This is a genomic window from Bradyrhizobium sp. UFLA05-153 (assembly GCF_054185185.1).
The window spans coordinates 1-18,637 of sequence record NZ_JBBIAM010000158.1 but is presented as its reverse complement, the minus strand read 5'-3'; the positions used below and the strand labels follow the sequence as shown (position 1 = coordinate 18,637).

Below are 18,637 nucleotides of genomic sequence, written 5' to 3'. Positions count from 1 at the left end.
ATATTCGACCGTGACGTCGCTGTCGGACACGTCTGGTGCATGCTTCAGATAGTCCTTGAAGCCGAAATGGCCGAGCAGCGGCAGGAAATACTCGCCCATCATCCGGCCCATCATGTCACCGGCCGAGAGCTTCCAGGCCTCCTCGTCGGTGTCGGCGACGAACACCTCGCGCACCAGCCGCCAATCGCTGCGGTTCGGCTTCCGGCCGGTCTTGGCGGCGCCGATCTCGACGGAGTCCCAATGGCTGCCGACATAGGCCGGATTGAGATTGAGGCTCATCGGGATGAAGCCGCGCTCGCCGGCGAGCTTCAGCGTGTCAGAGTTCTTCGAGAGGCCGGCGACGCCGATCGGCGGATGCGGCGCCTGCACCGGCTTGATGTGGGGTTTCAGGAAATCGAACATCGTGTCGGGCTTGGTCACCGTCCAGTATTTGCCCTTATGGGTGAAGGGCGCAGGCTCGGTCCAGAGTTTTAGAATGATCTCCAGCGCCTCGCGCGTCATCTCGCGGTTCTGCCCGCTCATGCCGTCGACGTTGAACATCGCCCAATCGCTCGGCAGCCCCGAGGCCGCGACGCCGAAATTCAGCCGTCCTTCCGAGAGGTGATCGAGCATCGCGACTCGATTGGCGAGCTCAGCCGGGTGGTGATAGGGCAACAGGAAGCCGCCCGGTCCGATCCGGATGTTCTTGGTCTGCAACAGCGCCTGCGCGATCAGAAGGTCGGGCGTGGGATTGGGCTCCCAGGGCGCGGTATGATGCTCGCCGATCCAGGCCTCCTGATAGCCAAGCTCATCGAGCCAGCGCATCGTCTGGAGGTCCCAGTCGTTTCCTTCCTTCAAGCCGCACTCCGGCGGATGCGAAGGCATCGTGAAATAGCCGATCTCCATGGTGTTTCCTCGTTCAGTTGTTGACGCGTCTTGGCTGCGCGGTTCCGGCAAAAGAGCAAGCGGTGTGCCAGCGATGTGGGCACACGGCGAGCCGAGAAAGGGCTGGTTTGCGCGTGCAATAGTCGATATCTGAGGGACGGATGCAGGAGCTATCGTCTCATTGTCGCGAGACGATGTCTTGGCGGTGAGACCAGGCGAGTCCTGATGTCAGGACCAGATGATCAAATCAGGGGACGTGGGGTATCATGACGGAAGCTGCCTATGTCGCGGTGGATTGGGGCACCACGAGCTTCCGGCTTTGGCTGATCGACCGTGACGGCCAGGTACTGGCTGAGCGCCGCAGCAGCGAAGGCATGATGGCGGCGGCCAGGACCGGTTTTGCCGGAGTGCTGCAATCGCATCTGGATGCGGTTGGAGCGGGAAGCGATCTGCCCGTTCTGATCTGCGGCATGGCCGGCGCCCGCCAGGGCTGGGTTGAAGCCGGCTATGTCGATACCCCGGCGCCGCTCGCCGCGATCCTCGCGCGCGCGGTTCCCGTCGCCGGACAGGCGCGTGACATCCGCATTCTGCCCGGCATTGCGCAGCGTGACGCTGCCGCGCCGGATGTGATGCGGGGCGAGGAGACCCAGTTGCTCGGCGCGCTTGGTCTCGACCCAGCCGGCGAGGCGCTGGTCTGCATGCCCGGCACGCATTCGAAATGGGTCAGCGTCAGCGGCGGAACGGTCGCGCGTTTCGCCACCTTCATGACGGGCGAGCTCTTCAGCGTCGTCTCGCGCGAGACGATCCTCTCGCACGCGGTCACTGCTGCCGACGACGCGGAGGACCGTGAGGCGTTCAGGTCAGCGGTTGCGGCCGGGTTCAAGACCCCGGCATCTGCGGCCAACCTTCTGTTCCAGGTGCGATCGCGGCAGCTCTTGTTCGGCGGCACGCCGTCTGCGGCGCGCGAAACCATCTCGGGCACCCTGATTGGGATCGAACTTGCGGCAGGGCTCGCGCACGGCCGGCCGCAAAGCGGCATCAGGCTGGTTGCGTCGGGACGGCTTCAGATGCTGTATCGGCTGGCGTTTGAAACACTCTCGGTGGCGGTCGAGCCGATCGATGCCGACGAGGCGTCGCGCCGCGGCCTTGCGATGGCGGCGCGTGCCATCTGGACGAGATAGAAGGAATCTTGAAATGACCGTGCCATTTCCGACGATGAAGCGCCCGCTGGTCGCAATCCTGCGCGGCGTGAAGCCCGACGAGGCCGACGTTATCGTCAGCGGGCTGATCGAAGCCGGTATGACCGCGATCGAGATTCCCCTGAACTCGCCCGATCCATTCCGTTCGATCGAGATCGCGGTGAAGCGCGCACCCGCAGGCGTGCTGGTCGGCGCCGGCACGGTGCTCACGACCGCCGATGTCGACCGGCTGAATGAGGCCGGCGGCAAGCTACTGGTGGCTCCGAATGTCGACACGCAGGTGATCGCGCGCGCGCATGAGCACGGCATGGTGACGATGCCCGGCGTGTTCTCGCCGACCGAAGCGCTGCTTGCGGTGAGGGCCGGCGCCTCGAGCCTGAAGTTCTTTCCGGCGAGCGTGCTGGGCGCCGCGGGCATTGCCGCGATCCGCGCCGTGTTGCCGGCAAGCGCGATGATCGCCGCGGTTGGCGGTGTCTCCGACCAGAACTTTGCCGAATACGTCAAGAGCGGCGTTCATGCCTTTGGCCTTGGCAGCAGCCTCTACAAACCGGGCATGACGGCGGCGGATGTCGCCGCGCGCGCCAGGGCGACGATCACGGCCTACGACCTCGCGATTGGGGGCGTGTGAGAGCGGAGCGTTAGCTTCGTCTTGCCGAGGGCCACACCAGCCGCTCGTGCCGGCGCGCAAAGCGCTGCCAATGCAGCACCGCGCCGACCAGCAGCGCAGGCACGAAGCCGAGGATGATCAGGAAGTTCGGCAGCGGTAGCGGCGAAATGAATTCGATGGCGATGTCCGAGATCAGCCACAGCGCGGCGAACAGCACGGCAAAATCGGTGCGCGGAAAGCGCAGGTAATAGAAGATCGCGGTGATGATCACCGCAGGCCCGATTGCGACGCCGATCATGACCGCGGTCAGCTCTTTCGGCGTCAGCGCGTCCAGCACCATCGACGCCAACAGCCATATGGCGGCGAACATGGCGATGATGTCGATCGGGTGCCGCACTGCGGTTCCTCTGGTGGAATCCGCGTTATCGTTGTGGCGCTTACGCCGGCCGTCAAGCCCCAATGCGCCTATTCTTCCTCGCTCCCCGGCGTCGGCCGCAGCATGAAATGGCCGAAAGCCGACGCGATCGGCTTGTCCGGGGCGTCCTGCCAGGCCCTTGCCTCGAACGCGACGATGCGCCGGCCCTGCTTGACGATCGAGACGTTGGCAAAGCTGTCGAGGGCGCGGCCGGAGCGCAAATAGTTGATCGTCAGTCCGATCGGCTTGGGTGGCGCGGAGATTCCGAGCTCGCGCGTCACGCCGACGATGGCGGTGGTCTCCAGAAACGCGCCGGTCATGCCGCCATGGATCGCGGGCAGGATAGGGTTGCCGATGATCTTGGGCGAGAACGGCATCATCAGCGTGCCGTCGTCCTGGACGCGGATGCCGAGGCAGCGCGCGAACGGGCTGTTGGCGAAGGTACCAGCCGGATCTTCCGGTATGTCCAGCGTCGGGATGCTGCGCTGGTCGCTCGCGCGGTCGGCAAGCATGTTGGTGCGGTTCGCGCCGATCATGAAGCAGGCAGTCGCGGTTGCAACCGGGTCGTCCTCTGATTCCTGGTAGGCCGTCGAGCGCACAAAGGCGATCGAGCGCGTGGTGCGAAAGCAAATCGAATGCGCTCTGATGTCGAGGCCGGGCGTGGCCGGCTTCTGGTAGTCGATGCGCAAATCCAGCGTCGCGATCGCGCGCGTGCCGTCCAGCGCGAGCTGCACCGCCATGCCGCAGCTCTCATCCAGCATAGCGGTGACGACGCCGCCATGCAGCACGCCGGTCTCGGTGTCGCCGACGAAGGCGGGACGGTAGGGCAGGCTCGACCAGGCTTCGCCAGGCGCTGCGCGGTCGAGCCTGAGCCCGCTGATATGGCCATAATCGGAGCGGCGGCCCTTGATGGCCTCGGCGAGCGCGTCGAACGGGAGCGTTGTATCTTGCGATTTTGCCATGGCTACCTTTTAGACCGTTCTGGTGGCTTCCGCAAAATCGCGAGCATCATTCGGGGCTCGACAGGCGAGTGCGAAGCAACGATGCTGTGGGACCATCTGTTTTGAGAACGACGAGGAACCCCATGGCAGACCCCAACGCGCCGGCGACCAATCAAGGGGGCGTGACCATCTCCACGGGAAGTGCCGAGCGGGCGCCGCTCATCTATTTCGATGGCGTCTCCTGCTTCGGTCACCACAATGGCGCGATCCAGATCGAGCTCGCCGCGAACCTTTTGATGCCGGTCGGTCCGGGCGTGCGGGTCGATGTGATTCAGACCGGACACATCCGCTGCAGCCCGGCCGCCGCCATCGCCTTGCGCGAAGCGCTCGACAAGGCCCTCGCCATGATGCAGCAGGGCCAGCAGCAGCCGACGGAAACGATCCCGGTGATGAAGAATTGAAATCCAATGTCGTCCTGGCTTTGGCCAGAACGACGATTCGAGGGACGCGCGAAGCCGCTCATCCCTTCGTCACGTGCACCTTCGGCTTCTTTCCGGCATTCCACTTGCCGTCGATGGCGCGCTCGATTTGTGCTGCGAGTTGCAACAAAAGGCCGTCATTGGCCTGCTTGGCGATGCCCTGGATGCCGAGCGGCAGGCCAAGCTCGTTCTCGGCGAGCGGCAGTGAGATCGCCGGCATGCCGCAGAGGTTCGCCAGCGGCGTGAAAGCGAAATTGCGCCAGAGATTGCCGAACCAGTCCAAAACGTCCGGATTGTCGGAGATCGTGAGATACTCCCTGGTGCCGACCTTCGGCGTGGGCAGCGCGGTGACCGGCGTCAGGATGACGTCCCACTGCTCGAAAAACGCGCCGAAGCCGCGCGATGTCGTGTTGAACACCGCCTGCATCTTCGCCCGTTCGGCAAAGCTCGTGTGGCGGCCCGCCTCCCAGATCCGGATGTTCATAGGCTCGATCAGATCTTCCGGCGGCCGCTCCAGCCCGCGCGCAGCGAGCATGTTCGAGATCACGACGGCGAAGTTGGAGATGTAGCAGGTGGTCTGCGCCTCGAAGGCGGCGCGGAAATCAAGCTCGGGCAGGGCAAAGTCGACGTGATGGCCGAGGCCTTCGAGCAAGCGGCCGACCTTTTCCAGCTCGGCTGCGATGTGCGGCGTCGCGCGATAATCGCCCCATTGGTGCGACAGCGCGATGCGCAGCTTGGCCGGATCGCGCTTGATCATCTCGCAGTACGGCTGCGCCGTGGTCCAGAACGGCATGAACTCGCCGGGCGCCGGGCCGCGGGCATGATCGACGAAGGCCGCAGTATCGCGCACGCTGCGCGACTGGCAGCCCTGGATCGAGACGAGCCCGGTGAGATCGGACATGTGCGGCGCGAGCGAGAACACGCCGCGCGACACTTTCAGCCCGATATTGCCGTTGACCCCTGCCGGAATGCGGATCGAGCCGCCGCCGTCGGTCGCATGCGCAATCGGCACGATGCCGGCCGCCACCGATGCGGCGCTGCCCGCCGACGAGCCGCAGGTGGTGTAGTCGGTATTCCAGGGATTGCGGGTGACGTAGACGGCCGGGTTGTCGGCCGAGCTGCACACGCCGAACTCGGGCGTCGTGGTGCGTCCGATCAGGTTCAATCCGGCCTGGCGGAATTTCGATGTGAGGAAGGTGTCGGCGCCTGTGCGATTGCCGCGCATCAGCAGCGAACCCATCTCCTGGAGGCGACCTTTCATGGTGGGCCCGAGATCCTTCATCAGGAAGGGCAGGCCGGCGAACGGGCCGGTGAGATTGGCGCCATCCTTGGCGGGATCCGCGATCACGTCGTCGAACAGCTCGACCACGCCGGACAGTGCGGTATCGACCTTCGCCACCGCTGCCGCGGCCTGGCGCGCCAATTCGGCAGGCGTGAGCTCGCCCTTTTTGACGCACGCAGCCAGCGCCACGCCATCATGCTGCGCCCACTCATTCCAGCTCATCGGCAAAGTCATAGCGATTCAATCCTCTCGTTCGGCGGCGACCATAGTTTCGCGAGAGGGCGTGTCAATCGACGGCACCCGCATGGCAGCGCCGCCGAATCCGGCGATTTCGCCGGTTGTTCTGCCGGCGCGCTCGCCCGGGCTAAATCCTGAGATTGAAGTCCTTCGACGAGTCGCGCCGCAAGCGTTGTTCGAATGCGAGTTGGAGAATGACGATAGCTCAACGTACTGCGTCATTGCGAGCGCAGCGTAGCAATCCAGAAATCTTTCCGCGGGTACATTCTGGATTGCTTCGCTGCGCTTGCAATGATGAGATCGCGGAAAGAGCATGGTACACTCTTGCGCCCCGGACGCAGTGCACCACGCAGTGGTGCGCTGCAGAGCCGGGGCCTATACCGCCGAGGCTGCGTATGGCCTCTGGGTCCCGGCTCTGCGCAGCAGCGCTCACGCGCTGTAGCGCGTCCGGGACACGAGAGTTGTCCTTTCCGGCCATAACCAGCCGAATGTGGCGAGATCGCATCAAGGCAACAAAAAAATCCCCTGTCGACGGTTCCCTGTCGTACCTTGATGAATCAAGTCGGGATGGTCCATAAGCGGCGTCCCGCGGGCCGTCGGTTCGGTTCGCGTCGCGTGCTTGGATTAGAGGAAACTGGCGTGGCAAACATCAACCAGAAGATTGCGCAGGAGCTCGGGGCCCGGGAGGAGCAGGTTCAGGCGGCGGTGGAGCTGCTCGACGGCGGCGCCACGGTTCCGTTCATCGCCCGCTACCGCAAGGAAGCCACCGGTGCGCTCGACGACGCGCAGCTCCGCACGCTGGAAGAGCGCCTCGTTTACCTGCGCGAGCTCGAAGACCGCCGCAAGGCCATCCTCGAATCGATCCGCGAGCAGGGCAAGCTCGACGCCGCGCTGGAGGCCACGATCATGGCCGCCGACAGCAAGGCGCGCCTCGAGGATATCTACCTGCCGTTCAAGCCCAAACGCCGCACCAAGGCGGAGATCGCCAAGGAGGCCGGCCTCGAGCCGCTCGCCAACCAGTTGATGGCGGAGCCCGCGAACGATCCGAAGGTGGTGGCCGAAGCGTTCATCAATGCCGAGAAAGGCGTGGCCGATGCTGCCGCCGCGCTCGATGGCGCCCGCGCCATTCTCGTCGAGCGCTTCGACGAGGACGCCGACCTGATCGGGAGCCTGCGCGAGGAGATGTGGACCAATGCCCGCATGGCCTCCAAGGTGCGCGAGGGCAAGAAGACCGAGGGCGAGAAATTCGCCGACTATTTCGACTTCTCCGAGCCGCTGACAAAACTCCCGTCGCACCGCATCCTTGCGATGTTCCGCGGCGAGAAGGAGGAGATCCTCGATCTCCAGATCCAGGCCGAGGCCGAAGCGCCGCCGGCGGGCGTGCCCAGCGCCTATGAATTGAGAATCATGAAGCGGTTCGGCATCGCCGACCTCAAGCGTGCGGGTGACCGCTGGCTGATCGACACCGTGCGCTGGGCCTGGCGCACCAAGATCCAGGTGCATCTCAACATCGATCTGCGGATGCGGCTGTGGAACGCGGCCGAGACCGAGGCCGTGCGCGTGTTCGCCTCCAACCTGCGCGACCTGTTGCTGGCCGCTCCTGCCGGCACCCGCGTCACCATGGGGCTCGATCCCGGCTACCGCACCGGCGTCAAGGTCGCGGTTATCGATGCGACCGGCAAGGTGGTCGACACCACCGCGATCTATCCGCACGAGCCGCAGCGGCAGTGGAACGAATCGCTCGCGATCCTCGGCAGGCTTGCGCTGAAGCATCGCGTCGAGCTGATCGCTATCGGCAACGGCACCGCTTCGCGCGAGACCGACAAGCTGGCGACCGAGCTCGTCAAGGGCCTGGCCGAGCTGAAGATGACCAAGATCGTGGTGTCGGAAGCCGGCGCGTCGGTCTATTCGGCCTCCGCGTTCGCATCGCAGGAATTGCCCGGGCTGGACGTCACCCTGCGCGGCGCGGTTTCGATCGCCCGGCGCCTCCAGGATCCGCTCGCCGAGCTGGTCAAGATCGAGCCCAAGGCGATCGGCGTCGGCCAGTATCAGCACGACCTCGGCCAAGCCAAGCTCGCCAAGTCGCTCGATGCTGTGGTCGAGGACTGCGTGAACGCCGTCGGCGTCGACGTCAACACCGCATCTGCGCCGCTGCTCGCGCGCGTGTCGGGCGTCGGTGCGGGCCTTGCCGCAAGCATCGTGCAGCATCGTGACGCCAACGGCCCGTTCAAGTCGCGCAAGGCGCTGAAGGACGTGCCGCGACTCGGACCCAAGGCGTTCGAGCAATGCGCGGGCTTCCTGCGCATCGTCGGCGGCGAGGATCCGCTCGATGCCTCCGGCGTCCATCCGGAAGCCTATCCGGTGGTGCGCCGGATCCTTGCGGCCACCAAGAGCGACATCAAGGCGCTGATCGGCAGCAGCGAGATCGTGCGTACGCTGAAGCCGAAGGATTTCGTCGACGAGACCTTCGGTTTGCCGACTGTCACGGACATCCTGCGCGAACTCGAAAAGCCGGGCCGCGACCCGCGCCCAGCGTTCAAGGCCGCGGTGTTCAAGGAAGGCGTCGAGGAGATCAAGGACCTCAAGAAGGGCATGATCCTCGAGGGCACGGTGACCAACGTCGCAGCCTTTGGCGCCTTCGTCGACATCGGCGTGCACCAGGACGGCCTCGTGCACATCTCGGCAATGTCCAAGAATTTCGTCAAGGATCCGCGCGAGGTGGTGAAGCCCGGCGACATCGTCAAGGTGAAGGTGCTGGACTTCGAGGTTGCCCGCAAGCGCATCTCGCTGACGCTGCGTCTCGACGACGAGGTCGGCGCCACGAAGGACGCGCCGGGCATGCAGCGCGATAATTCGCGCAATACCGGCCGCATGACTTCGTCGGCGCCGCGCAAGCAGGAATCCTCCGGCGGCGGCGCGCTCGCCGAAGCCCTGCGCCGTGCCGCCGAAAAGAGCGGTCGCGGCAAGCCGGCCTGAGGCGCGGAGCCAAACTAACTTCCGCGTCAGAATCTGGCGCATTTGTAAGTTGAAGGAGCCCGTCTATTCTCATCTCCTGAGCCTCCTCAGGCGGCGAGGCATGTCGCCGCACTGCAAGGAGGTTTTCCGATGAACAACAGGCTTCTCACAGGCCTCGTCGCAGCGGCAGTCGCCGCGACGCTGGCGGTTGCGTCGCCCGTCCTCGCGCAGCGCGGTGGCGGCGGGGGGCATGGCGGCTTTGGCGGCGGTGGCGGCGGGCATTTTGGTGGCGGCGGCATGGGCGGCGGCATGGGTGGCGGCATGCGTGCTGGTGGCATGGGCGGCGGTATGGGTGGCGCTCATTTTGGCGGCATGGGCGGTGCTCGTTTTAGCGGAGCGAGTTTTGGCGGTGCGCGCTTCGCCGGCGCGAGTTTTGGTGGCGCGCGCTTCGCCGGTGCACCGATTGCAGGCCGTGCGGCCTTCGGACCGCGCTTTGCAGGCAGCCCAATGGCCGCCCGCGCGGCTTTCGTCGGGCCGCGCTTCGCCGGCGCCGGCTTCCGCGGCAGGCCCTTCATCGGCCGCCACGCCTTCTTCTTCCGGCACCATCGCTTCAATCGCTTTGCCTTCTTCGGCGCGCCCTTCATCTATGCCGGCTATTACGACGGCTGTTGGCGCCGGAGCTGGACGCCCTGGGGCTGGCAGTGGGTCAATGTGTGCGGGGACGACTGGTACTAACATCGCGTGACCGCACCGTTGTCGCGATCGCCGCCGGGCAGTTCCGCCCTGCCCCGGAACGGGATAGTCTGGTGGCGATCGTCGCGCGGAGTTGAACCATGACCGGAGGTCACCGCCGCATTCTCGTCGTCGAGGACGACCTGGAGACCGCAGGCCAGCTCGCAGAAGAGCTGACGACGAGCGGCTACGAGGTCGATCTCGCCGCGACCGGGCGCGAGGCGCTCAGCCGCGGCAGCGCGCGCGACTATGCCGTGATCACAATCGACCGCATGCTGCCTGACATCGATGGCATCACGGTGATGCGCCAGCTGCGCGACGACGGCATCGCCTCGCCCTTCCTGATCATCTCCGCGCTCGGCGAGGTCGACGACCGCGTGCGGGGCTTGCGCGCCGGCGGCGACGACTATCTGGTCAAGCCGTTCTCCTTCGTCGAGCTGCTCGCGCGCCTCGAGGCGCTCGGCCGCCGCAGCGAGACGATCGCAAAGGAGACGATCCTGCGCGTCGGCGATCTCGCCATCGACTTGATCTCCCGCAGCGCCAGCCGCCGCGGCAAGAAGATTCCGCTGCTGCCCCGCGAATTCCAGCTGCTCGAATATCTGGTCCGCAACGAGGGCCGCGTCGTCTCCCGCGCGATGCTGCTCCAGCACGTCTGGGACCTGCATTTCGATCCCTCCACCAACATCATCGACGTCTATGTCGGCCGCGTCCGCCGCAAGGTCGACGACAGCCAGGCCTATCCGCTGATCCACACCATCCGCGGCATCGGATATTGCCTCCGTGCTCCTGGCTAAGACGCTCAAGTCATCGACGTTCCGCCTGGCGCTGATCGCGATTGCGGTCTTCGGCCTGATCGTCGCGGCAATCATCGCCTATGTCTATTTCGGAACGCTCGCCTATGTGCAGAGCCAGGTCGGCCATGTCGGCGATCACGACGGCTTCACCGGGATGATCGAGCTCGCCATGATCGCGGTCGCCTTGCTGCTGCTGGTGCTCGCCGCGGTGGCCGCCGTGCTGGTGACGCGGCGCACGGTCGGTCGCATCGAGCAGATCAATGCCACCAGCCGCGCCATCATGCTCTCCGGCCTCGATCAGCGCATCCCCTTGCGCGGCAGTCACGACGAATGGGACAGCGTCGCTGAAAACCTCAACCACATGCTCGACCGCATCGAAACCCTGATGGGCGAGGTCAAGCAGGTCAGCGACAACGTCGCGCACGATCTGCGCACGCCACTGACGCGCATGCGCGGCCGTCTGGAGAAGGCCTATCACGCCCCGCGCAACAGCGAGAATGATGCGGCGCTGATCGGCGACACCATCGCCGATCTCGACGCCGTGCTCGGCATGTTCGCCTCCATCACGCGAATTTCCGAGATCGAAACCCGCGCACGCAAGGGCGCGTTTCGCGAGCTGAACCTCGTTGAGATCGCCGGCGAGGTCGTCGAGCTCTACGATGCCGCGGCCGAGCAGGTCGCAACCCGTCTCAATTTGACGGGCGATCGCGAGGTCAGGGTCACCGGCGACCGCGACCTGCTGTTCGACGCTATCGCCAACCTCGTCGACAACGCCATCAAGCATGGCCGCGCGAGCGGGCAGGTGAGCGTGACCTGCACCTCCAAGGACAGCGCCGCGGTGATCGCGATTGCCGACGATGGCCCGGGCATCCCGGCAGGCCAGCGCGACCAGGTGTTCAAGCGTTTCTACCGGCTCGAGCAGAGCCGCTACACGCCCGGCAATGGTCTCGGCCTGAGCCTCGTCGCAGCCGTCGCGCGCCTGCACGGCGCGGAGGTCTCGCTGCGCGACAATGCGCCGGGACTGACCGTCGCACTCAGATTCCCGCCGCCCTCCGCGCTGTGATCCTACAGGTTGATCACGCCGCGCCGCGCGGCATGGGCGACCGCGTCGGTGCGGCCGGTGGCATCCAGCTTGTCGAGCAGCGAGCCGACGTGGAACTTGACGGTGTGCACGGAGATGCCGAGCTGGCGCGCGATCATCTTGTTCGAGGCGCCCTCTGCCATCAGCGCGAGCACGTCGAGTTCGCGCGGCGTCAGCTCGATATCGGCCGGCGAGGGCTGCTGGTCGCGTACGACCACCGCGGCCGGGGCTCCCGGCGCGACCAGCCGCAGGCCCGCGATGCTGCCGAGCAGCAGTGCAAGTCGATCGGCGAGAGCGGGGTCGCCGACTTCGAGCGCGACCGCGATGTCCTGCGTCGTGTCCTCGCTCACGCCTCCGGCCTCTCGCCGATCGTGACCTTGAAGCTCACCGGCTCGCCGCCACGCCGCACCGCGACGTCGACGACCGAACCCACGCTCTCGGGTCCGAGGGAGCGCGACAGCGCGCGGACGCCAGCGAGCTTCTCGTCATTGACGGCGACGATGACGTCGCCCTGCCTGATGCCGGCCGCGGCAGATGGCCCGGACTTGTCGACATTCATCACCATCGCGCCGACGCCGTCATCGAGCCGCACCGGTTGCAGGCCGAGCCCGAGATAGCCGCGTGCGATCCGGCCGCGCGTTTCGAGCTGCGCTGCGACGCGCTCGATGGTGGCGGACGGGATCACCAGCACGCGCCGCGGTCCCTGCACCGCCATGCCGAACGGCTCGCCCAGGGCATTCAGCGCGAGCCCGCCCTCATGGCTGCGGCGCAGTCGCACGTCGAGCTCGATCCGGGCCTCGATGTCGCCGCCGCGCAGGCTGCGCCAGCGTGGGCCCGCGAGCGACACCATGCCGAGAGATGCCGTGGGTGCGCCACGGTCGGCCGCGACGACGACGGCGAGCGAACCGAGCGCGGGGGCGGCGGAGGCGGAGGCGGAGGCGGAGGTCAGCTTGACCGGCGGGATATCGGCATCGACGCGCAGCAGTGCGATGTCGGTGGTGTGGTCGCGGCCGGCAATCGTGGCCGTCCGCGTGCTGCCGTCGGCAAGCCTGATCTCGACTTCGCCCTCGTCAGCCAATGCCTCATCGGCGGTGATGATGAGGCCCGCCTTCCAGGCAAAGCCGGAGGCGCGCAACCGATGCGAGTGAACGGAGACGAGCGAAGGCGCGGCGCGCGTAACGACATCCGAAAGCGCTGACGAGAGCGCGGCAAGGGGGGTGGGGTCGGTCATGGAAGGCTCCTGTCGGTTGCCCCAAATCTGGGATGCCGCGGGCGCTCTGAAAACTGGCCGGATGGCCAGGAAGCTCCGTAATGGTCCGGCCGACGAACATGTGATTGGGAGGAGGTCACGGGAACGTGTAGCAATCGGCCGGCCATTGCGCCTCACGGCCTCAACGCGTTTTCGAGAAGACCCCGGATGACCATCGACCTTACCCGCCGCGCGCTGCTTCATCTCGCTGGCGCCACCACGCTCGCGGCGGCCGCTGCGGCCGCGGCAAGCGCCGAAGGCAATCCGGTCAACGTCGGGCCGACCTATGCGAGCCGCACACCGATGCGCGTCGGCATGGTGACGCTGCGGGTCAAGAATCTCGATACCGTCGCCGACTACTATCGCGACGTGCTTGGCCTCACGGTGATGGAACGCTCGGCGGGGGCAGCGCGGCTCGGCGCCGGCGGTGTGACACTGCTCGTGCTGGAGGCGCGGCCGGATGCCGCGATCGAGCCGCGCAGCGCGGCCGGCCTCTATCACACCGCCTTTCTGATGCCGACGCGCAAGGATCTCGCGCGCTGGCTGGTGCATGCCGCCTCGCATCGCGTGCCGTTGTCGGGCTTTGCCGATCATCTCGTCAGCGAGTCCGTCTATCTCGACGATCCCGAAGGCAACGGCATCGAGGTCTATGCCGACCGCGATCCTTCGCAATGGCAGTGGAGCCAGGGCTCGGTGAAGATGGCAACCGACGAGCTGAACATTCCGGACCTGCTGTCGCTCACGAATACCCGCGTCAGCGACTACGCGAAGGCGCCGGAGGGCCTGCGCGTCGGGCACATGCATTTGCGGGTCGGCGATCTCGCGCAGGCCGAAGGCTTTTATCACGGCACCGTCGGCCTCGATCCGACCCGCCGCCGCAACGGTGCCGCGTTCCTCTCCTCCGGCCGCTATCATCATCACCTCGGCATGAACGTCTGGCAGAGCCAGGGCGCCGGCCGCCGCGACGCCACCACGACGGGGCTTGCCTGGTTCTCGCTGGTGACGGAGAAGCAGGACATTCTCGCCGCCCAGGACGAGCGCCTGCGCAAGGCAGGCGCGCAGGTCACGGCGCTAGCCAACGGCGTTGAAGCCGTCGACCCCTGGGGCACGCGGGTGCGGCTGCTCAAGGTGTGAGGCGACAGCTAGGTAGTGTCTCAGTTTGAATTTATCTTTCCCAAATTCTCGCAATAATCCCAAAGACTAGGGTTGCGGCTCCCACCACCGTCAAGATTCCTACAATGAGAAATTCAGCCTGGATCCACTGTTCGCTGAAAGTACCTTCAAAAAACCGAAACCAGACCAGAATGGTGACAAGGAGGACGGCCGCAGTTAGAGCTGCTTTGAAACAAAACTTTGAAAACTTCACGAGTGGGTCCCTATAACTATGATCGACGGCCAATCCGGTCCCCGCCATTCGCGGTCCTTACAAGAAGCGAATTGCCGATGAAATTTCAAACTGAGACACTACCGACAGCTAGAGCTCGATATATTCCCGCTCGCCGGTCTCGGGCCGCGTGAACACAGCCACGCGGCGCTTGGTCTCGGGATCGATGAAGCGCTCGCCGGTGTCGACCCAGCCGGGACCTGCAGGCCGCCGGGATGCCGGCTTGTAGCGCGTGTCGTAGATGAGGCTCAGGATCAGGCCGATGCCCACGAAGGTGAGGGGCACGCCGAACGGAAAATAGTGGCCGGCGATCAGGAGCACGGCGGCAATCACGAGCGCGGCGATCCCGATTGGCAAAGCCATACTCTGCTCCCTGTGGCCTAGCGCGAGGCCTCGATCACGACCGCGGTGCCGTAGGCCACGATCTCGCTCATGGTCTGGCCGATCTCCGCGGAATCGAACCGCATCATCACGATCGCGTTGGCCCCCATTGCGGTGGCGTTCTCGACCAGGCGGTCGATGGCGTGGCGGCGGGCATCTTCGAGCAGCCGCGTATATTCGGGGATCTCGCCGCCGACGATCGAGCGCAAGCCGGCGACGATATTGCCGCCAAGTCCGCGGCTGCGGACGACGATGCCAAAGCACTGGCCGAGCGTCCGGACGACGCGGTGGTTGGCTACGTTCTCCGTGGTGACGATCAGCATGTGGCTTTCCCGACAGGTTGGCTGCAACGTCCCATTAGTCCGTCAATGCAGCAGGCGGGTTCATTCGCCGGCTTGCTTGTCGGCCTCACGGGGGCATGTTAGCACCCGCGAAACCATACGGGCGGACCTGCAACGCCCGATCTGCCGCAGGGTTACCTGACATGCCCGATTTCCACGGCGTCTTCCCCTATCTCGTCTCGCCCGTCGATGCGAACGGCATCGTGCGCACCGGCGTGCTCGACCGGCTCTGCGACGACCTGATCGGCGCCGGCGTGCATGGGCTGACGCCACTCGGCTCGACCGGCGAGTTCGCCTATCTCAACGCCGCACAGCGTATGGCGGTCGTGCAGACCACGATCGAGACCGCGAAGGGCCGCGTGCCTGTGGTGGCCGGTGTTGCCTCGACCTCGACCGCCGATGCGGTCGCGCAGGCCATGGCGTACCAGAAACTCGGTGCCGACGGCATCCTGGCGATCCTCGAGGCCTACTTCCCGCTCGCGGATGCGCAGGTCGAATCCTATTTCCGCGCCATTGCGGACGCGGTCGACATTCCCGTTGTCATCTACACCAATCCGCAATTCCAGCGCTCCGATCTCACGCTCGACGTGATCGCGCGCCTCGCCGAGCACCCGCGCATCGGTTACATCAAGGATGCTTCGACCAACACCGGCCGGCTGCTGTCGATCATGAACCGCTGTGGCGACAAGATCCGCGTGTTCTCGGCTTCCGCACATATTCCGGCCGCGGTGATGCTGATCGGTGGCTTCGGCTGGATGGCGGGACCAGCCTGCATCATCCCGCGCCAGAGCGTCGCACTCTACAATCTCTGCAAGGACGGACGCTGGGATGCGGCCATGGCGCTCCAGCGCAAGCTGTGGCGCATCAACGAAGCTTTCGCCCGCTTCAACCTCGCCGCCTGCATCAAGGCAGGGCTGACGATCCAGGGCTATGACGTCGGCGACCCCATTCCGCCGCAGGCGGCGCTGACCGCCGAGCAGCGCAAGGCCGTCGAGGCGGCGCTGCGGGATCTTGCATAATTGTCATTCCGGGTTCGATGCTACGCATCGCCCCGGAATGGCGAACATGTCGCGGCATGACGAATTTGCAGGTCCTGCCCGCACAAAACGTCGGCTGGCCTCGTTTGCCTCGATCCGCTAAAAGGCGGCCGCACTTTGAGGCTTAGAGGACAAGCGGAATGAACATTCTTCCCGGCAATTTGCGTTTCGGAGCGGGCAAGCCAGTCAAGCGTTTGGAAGACCAGCGACTGCTCACCGGGAAGGGGCAGTTCATCGACGACAAGCCGGAGGACGGCGCGCTGTGGCTGCACGTGCTGCGCTCGCCGCATGCCCACGCAAAAATCGTGTCGATCGACACCAGCGCAGCGGCGGCGATGCCTGGTGTGACCGCGATCTACACCGGCGCCGATCTGATCAAGGACAACATCGGCGAGATTCCCACGCTGAACATCTTCAGGCGTCCCGACGGCAAGCCGATGACGGTGCCGCCGCGCCGCCTGCTCGCCCATGAGGTCGTGCGCTATGCCGGTGAGGCCGTTGCGGCCGTGGTCGCCACCTCGGGCGTTCTGGCGCAGAGCGCGGCCGAAGCGATCGTGGTCGACTATGACGTGCGGCCTGCGGTCGTCGATCCCCTCGAGGCGGTGAAGCCAGGTGCGCCCGTGGTGTGGCCGGAGGCGCCCGATAACATTGTCGGGGCGATGGCCTACGGCGACGCTGCCAAGGTCGAGGAAGCCTTCGCGAAGGCTGCGCATGTGGTCGATCTCGATCTCGTCAGCCAGCGGCTCGTGCCGTCTGCGATGGAGCCGCGCTCGACCATTGCCGAGATCGAGAAGAAGTCCGGCCGGCTTCTCCTGCACGTGCAGTCGCAGACGCCGGCCTCGACCCGCGACGTGCTCGCGGGAGCGGTGCTGAAGCGGCCGATCGAGAGCGTGCGCGTGCTGGTCGGCGACATCGGCGGCGGCTTTGGCCAGAAGACCAACCTCTATCCGGAGGACGGCATCGTCGCCTATGCCGCGACCAAGCTGAACAAAAAGATCCGCTGGCGCGGCGACCGTACCGACGAGTTCGTCGGCGGCACCCATGGCCGCGATCTCACCTCGACCGCCTCTTTCGCACTCGACGAGAAGGGCAAGGTGCTGGCCTATCGCGTCAAGTCGATCGGCTGCACCGGTGCCTACTCCTCGGGCGCCGCCAACATCATCCCGCTGGTGCTCGGTCCCTTCGTGCAGACCGGCGTCTACGACCTGCCGTTGGTGCATTTCGAGATCAAGACGGTGATGACCCACACCGCACCGGTCGGTGCCTATCGCGGCGCGGGCCGCCCCGAGGCTGTGTTCATCGTCGAGCGCCTGTTCGACGCCGCCGCGCGAAAAATCGGCATGGATCCGCGCGCGATCCGCAAAGCCAATTACATCAAGCCGGCTCAGCTCCCCTACACCAACGCTGCCGGGCAGGTCTACGATTCCGGCGCCTTCGCGCACATGCTCGACCGCGCCGCGAAGCTTGCCGATTGGGAGGGCTTTGCCGCGCGCAAGCGTGCTGCGAAGAAGAAGGGCCTGCTCTATGGCCGCGGGCTCACCTCCTACATCGAGTGGACCGGCGGCCGCGCGCACACCGAGAAGGTCAGCCTGCACGCGACCTCACAGGGCCGCGTCATCCTGCATTCCGGCACCATGGCGATGGGGCAGGGACTACAGACCACCTACACCCAGATGATCTCCGACACGCTCGGCATTCCCCTCGACAAGATCGACGTGGTGCAGGGCGACACCGATCTTGCGACCGGCTTCGGCAGCGTCGGTTCGCGCTCGCTGTTCGTCGGCGGCACGGCGGTCGCGGTCTCTTCGAACGACCTGATCCAGAAGGCGCGCGAGAAGGCGTCGAACGTGCTGGAGACCTCGGTCGAGGACATCGAGTATCAGGGCGGCATGCTCACCGTGGTCGGCACCGACCGCCGCATCAGTCTGTTTGAACTCGCCGAGAAGGAGGAGGGCGCCAAGCTCAGCGTCGATTCCGAAGGTGAGGTCGATGGACCTAGCTGGCCGAACGGCACGCATGTCTGCGAGGTCGAGATCGATCCGGAGACCGGCGTATCCCGCGTCGTGCGCTACACCACGGTTGACGACGTCGGTGTTGCCGTCAATCCGATGCTGGTCACCGGCCAGATCCATGGCGGCGTCGCGCAGGGCATTGGGCAGGCACTCTATGAGGGCGTCGCCTATGACACCGAGGGCCAGCTCCTCACCGCGAGCTACCAGGACTATTGCATCCCGCGTGCCGACGACGTGCCGCCGATCGAGGTGACGCTCGACGATTCCGCACCCTGCCGAACCAACCCGCTCGGCGCCAAGGGCTGCGGCGAATCCGGTGCCATCGGCGGCCCGCCCTGCGTGACCAACGGCGTGATGGACGCGCTCAGTGAGCTCGGCATCGCCCAGCTCAACACGCCGCTGACCCCGCAAAAGATCTGGCGGGCGATCCGGGACGCGAAGGCGGGAGCGTAGGCGCTACGTCGCGTTTTTACGTCGGCTGTCGCCACAGCCCCAACTCGTCGTCCCGGGGCGCGCGAAGCGCGAGCCCGGGACCCATAACCACAGGGAGTAGTTTGGCGAAGACGTCAGCATGTCCTCCGCGAGCGCAATCTGATATCTAGGCTCCGGATTCCACCGGGAGAAGTTTCATGCGCAAGATCCTGACC

Annotated in this window: 18 protein-coding genes; 10 read left to right on the top strand and 8 right to left on the bottom strand. The window is 65.6% G+C overall.

Going from position 1 to position 18,637, the window contains the following annotated elements:
- Positions 1-885 (bottom strand): LLM class flavin-dependent oxidoreductase (locus tag Q2941_RS45815; protein ID WP_458196706.1); only part of this gene is annotated, 885 nt, incomplete at its 3' end.
- Positions 886-1,130: 245 nt separating this feature from the next.
- Between Q2941_RS45815 and Q2941_RS45810 the strand changes: the two genes are divergently transcribed.
- Both Q2941_RS45810 and Q2941_RS45805 read left to right on the top strand, forming a co-directional pair.
- Positions 1,131-2,045 (top strand): 2-dehydro-3-deoxygalactonokinase, encoded by a 915-nt coding sequence (locus Q2941_RS45810; protein ID WP_458196705.1) that lies wholly within the window; start codon positions 1,131-1,133, stop codon positions 2,043-2,045.
- 13 nt (positions 2,046-2,058) lie between these two features.
- A complete protein-coding gene (locus tag Q2941_RS45805; protein ID WP_458196704.1) occupies positions 2,059-2,691 on the top strand; it encodes a 2-dehydro-3-deoxy-6-phosphogalactonate aldolase in 633 nt (210 codons plus the stop codon).
- Positions 2,692-2,701: 10 nt separating this feature from the next.
- Here Q2941_RS45805 and Q2941_RS45800 read toward each other — a convergent pair whose 3' ends face one another.
- Positions 2,702-3,067, bottom strand: coding sequence for a hypothetical protein (locus Q2941_RS45800; protein WP_027527752.1), 366 nt, complete (start codon positions 3,065-3,067; stop codon positions 2,702-2,704).
- 68 nt (positions 3,068-3,135) lie between these two features.
- Positions 3,136-4,047, bottom strand: a complete 912-nt coding sequence (locus Q2941_RS45795) for a PaaI family thioesterase (RefSeq protein WP_458196703.1) — start codon at positions 4,045-4,047, stop codon at positions 3,136-3,138.
- Between the two features lie 122 nt (positions 4,048-4,169).
- On the opposite strand from Q2941_RS45795, the gene Q2941_RS45790 reads away from it, so the two are divergent.
- Entirely contained in the window at positions 4,170-4,487 is a 318-nt protein-coding gene (locus Q2941_RS45790) for a hypothetical protein (protein WP_027527750.1), read from the top strand.
- 58 nt (positions 4,488-4,545) lie between these two features.
- Here the strand turns inward: Q2941_RS45790 and Q2941_RS45785 are convergent, their stop codons facing one another.
- Complete coding sequence (locus tag Q2941_RS45785) at positions 4,546-6,021, bottom strand: amidase (RefSeq protein ID WP_254110535.1); 1,476 nt, start codon at positions 6,019-6,021, stop codon at positions 4,546-4,548.
- Positions 6,022-6,663: 642 nt separating this feature from the next.
- Between Q2941_RS45785 and Q2941_RS45780 the strand changes: the two genes are divergently transcribed.
- The 4 genes from Q2941_RS45780 to Q2941_RS45765 all read left to right on the top strand — a co-directional run bounded on the left by Q2941_RS45780 (position 6,664) and on the right by Q2941_RS45765 (position 11,568).
- Entirely contained in the window at positions 6,664-9,000 is a 2,337-nt protein-coding gene (locus tag Q2941_RS45780; RefSeq protein ID WP_458196702.1) for a Tex family protein, read from the top strand.
- A gap of 129 nt (positions 9,001-9,129) precedes the next feature.
- Positions 9,130-9,714: a pentapeptide repeat-containing protein gene (locus Q2941_RS45775; protein WP_027527747.1), complete on the top strand. Its 585-nt coding sequence runs from the start codon at positions 9,130-9,132 to the stop codon at positions 9,712-9,714.
- 98 nt (positions 9,715-9,812) lie between these two features.
- On the top strand, positions 9,813-10,505 hold the full coding sequence (locus Q2941_RS45770) for a response regulator transcription factor (RefSeq protein WP_027527746.1): 693 nt from the start codon (positions 9,813-9,815) through the stop codon (positions 10,503-10,505).
- Positions 10,492-11,568, top strand: a complete 1,077-nt coding sequence (locus Q2941_RS45765) for a sensor histidine kinase (RefSeq protein WP_027527745.1) — start codon at positions 10,492-10,494, stop codon at positions 11,566-11,568. Before Q2941_RS45770 ends, Q2941_RS45765 begins: the two co-directional genes overlap by 14 nt.
- Positions 11,569-11,570: 2 nt before the next feature.
- Here Q2941_RS45765 and Q2941_RS45760 read toward each other — a convergent pair whose 3' ends face one another.
- Both Q2941_RS45760 and Q2941_RS45755 read right to left on the bottom strand, forming a co-directional pair.
- Positions 11,571-11,936, bottom strand: a complete 366-nt coding sequence (locus Q2941_RS45760) for a response regulator transcription factor (RefSeq protein ID WP_027527744.1) — start codon at positions 11,934-11,936, stop codon at positions 11,571-11,573.
- Positions 11,933-12,817, bottom strand: coding sequence for a S1C family serine protease (locus Q2941_RS45755; RefSeq protein WP_458196701.1), 885 nt, complete (start codon positions 12,815-12,817; stop codon positions 11,933-11,935). Before Q2941_RS45755 ends, Q2941_RS45760 begins: the two co-directional genes overlap by 4 nt.
- A 186-nt stretch (positions 12,818-13,003) precedes the next feature.
- Here Q2941_RS45755 and Q2941_RS45750 point away from each other — a divergent pair, with 186 nt between their 5' ends.
- Positions 13,004-13,969 carry a VOC family protein gene (locus tag Q2941_RS45750; RefSeq protein WP_458196700.1) on the top strand — a complete coding sequence of 322 codons (966 nt, stop codon included), beginning with the start codon at positions 13,004-13,006 and terminating at the stop codon, positions 13,967-13,969.
- A 340-nt stretch (positions 13,970-14,309) separates the two neighbouring features.
- Here the strand turns inward: Q2941_RS45750 and Q2941_RS45745 are convergent, their stop codons facing one another.
- Positions 14,310-14,582 carry a hypothetical protein gene (locus Q2941_RS45745; protein WP_027527740.1) on the bottom strand — a complete coding sequence of 91 codons (273 nt, stop codon included), beginning with the start codon at positions 14,580-14,582 and terminating at the stop codon, positions 14,310-14,312.
- 17 nt (positions 14,583-14,599) lie between these two features.
- Positions 14,600-14,923 carry a YbjQ family protein gene (locus tag Q2941_RS45740; protein WP_027527739.1) on the bottom strand — a complete coding sequence of 108 codons (324 nt, stop codon included), beginning with the start codon at positions 14,921-14,923 and terminating at the stop codon, positions 14,600-14,602.
- 161 nt (positions 14,924-15,084) lie between these two features.
- Here Q2941_RS45740 and Q2941_RS45735 point away from each other — a divergent pair, with 161 nt between their 5' ends.
- Both Q2941_RS45735 and Q2941_RS45730 read left to right on the top strand, forming a co-directional pair.
- Positions 15,085-15,960 (top strand): dihydrodipicolinate synthase family protein, encoded by an 876-nt coding sequence (locus Q2941_RS45735; RefSeq protein ID WP_458196699.1) that lies wholly within the window; start codon positions 15,085-15,087, stop codon positions 15,958-15,960.
- A gap of 158 nt (positions 15,961-16,118) precedes the next feature.
- Positions 16,119-18,443 (top strand): xanthine dehydrogenase family protein molybdopterin-binding subunit, encoded by a 2,325-nt coding sequence (locus Q2941_RS45730; protein WP_458196698.1) that lies wholly within the window; start codon positions 16,119-16,121, stop codon positions 18,441-18,443.
- Positions 18,444-18,637: the final 194 nt, after the last annotated feature.

Bases quoted from the DNA above. Each gene is read 5' to 3' on its own strand.
- Q2941_RS45730 (WP_458196698.1), top strand. From the start codon at position 16,119: ATGAACATTCTTCCCGGCAATTTGCGTTTCGGAGCGGGCAAGCCAGTC.
- Q2941_RS45795 (WP_458196703.1), bottom strand. From the start codon at position 4,047: ATGGCAAAATCGCAAGATACAACGCTCCCGTTCGACGCGCTCGCCGAG.
- Q2941_RS45785 (WP_254110535.1), bottom strand. From the start codon at position 6,021: ATGACTTTGCCGATGAGCTGGAATGAGTGGGCGCAGCATGATGGCGTG.
- Q2941_RS45805 (WP_458196704.1), top strand. From the start codon at position 2,059: ATGACCGTGCCATTTCCGACGATGAAGCGCCCGCTGGTCGCAATCCTG.
- Q2941_RS45755 (WP_458196701.1), bottom strand. From the start codon at position 12,817: ATGACCGACCCCACCCCCCTTGCCGCGCTCTCGTCAGCGCTTTCGGAT.
- Q2941_RS45750 (WP_458196700.1), top strand. From the start codon at position 13,004: ATGACCATCGACCTTACCCGCCGCGCGCTGCTTCATCTCGCTGGCGCC.
- Q2941_RS45745 (WP_027527740.1), bottom strand. From the start codon at position 14,582: ATGGCTTTGCCAATCGGGATCGCCGCGCTCGTGATTGCCGCCGTGCTC.
- Q2941_RS45735 (WP_458196699.1), top strand. From the start codon at position 15,085: ATGCCCGATTTCCACGGCGTCTTCCCCTATCTCGTCTCGCCCGTCGAT.
- Q2941_RS45740 (WP_027527739.1), bottom strand. From the start codon at position 14,923: ATGCTGATCGTCACCACGGAGAACGTAGCCAACCACCGCGTCGTCCGG.
- Q2941_RS45790 (WP_027527750.1), top strand. From the start codon at position 4,170: ATGGCAGACCCCAACGCGCCGGCGACCAATCAAGGGGGCGTGACCATC.
- Q2941_RS45770 (WP_027527746.1), top strand. From the start codon at position 9,813: ATGACCGGAGGTCACCGCCGCATTCTCGTCGTCGAGGACGACCTGGAG.
- Q2941_RS45810 (WP_458196705.1), top strand. From the start codon at position 1,131: ATGACGGAAGCTGCCTATGTCGCGGTGGATTGGGGCACCACGAGCTTC.
- Q2941_RS45775 (WP_027527747.1), top strand. From the start codon at position 9,130: ATGAACAACAGGCTTCTCACAGGCCTCGTCGCAGCGGCAGTCGCCGCG.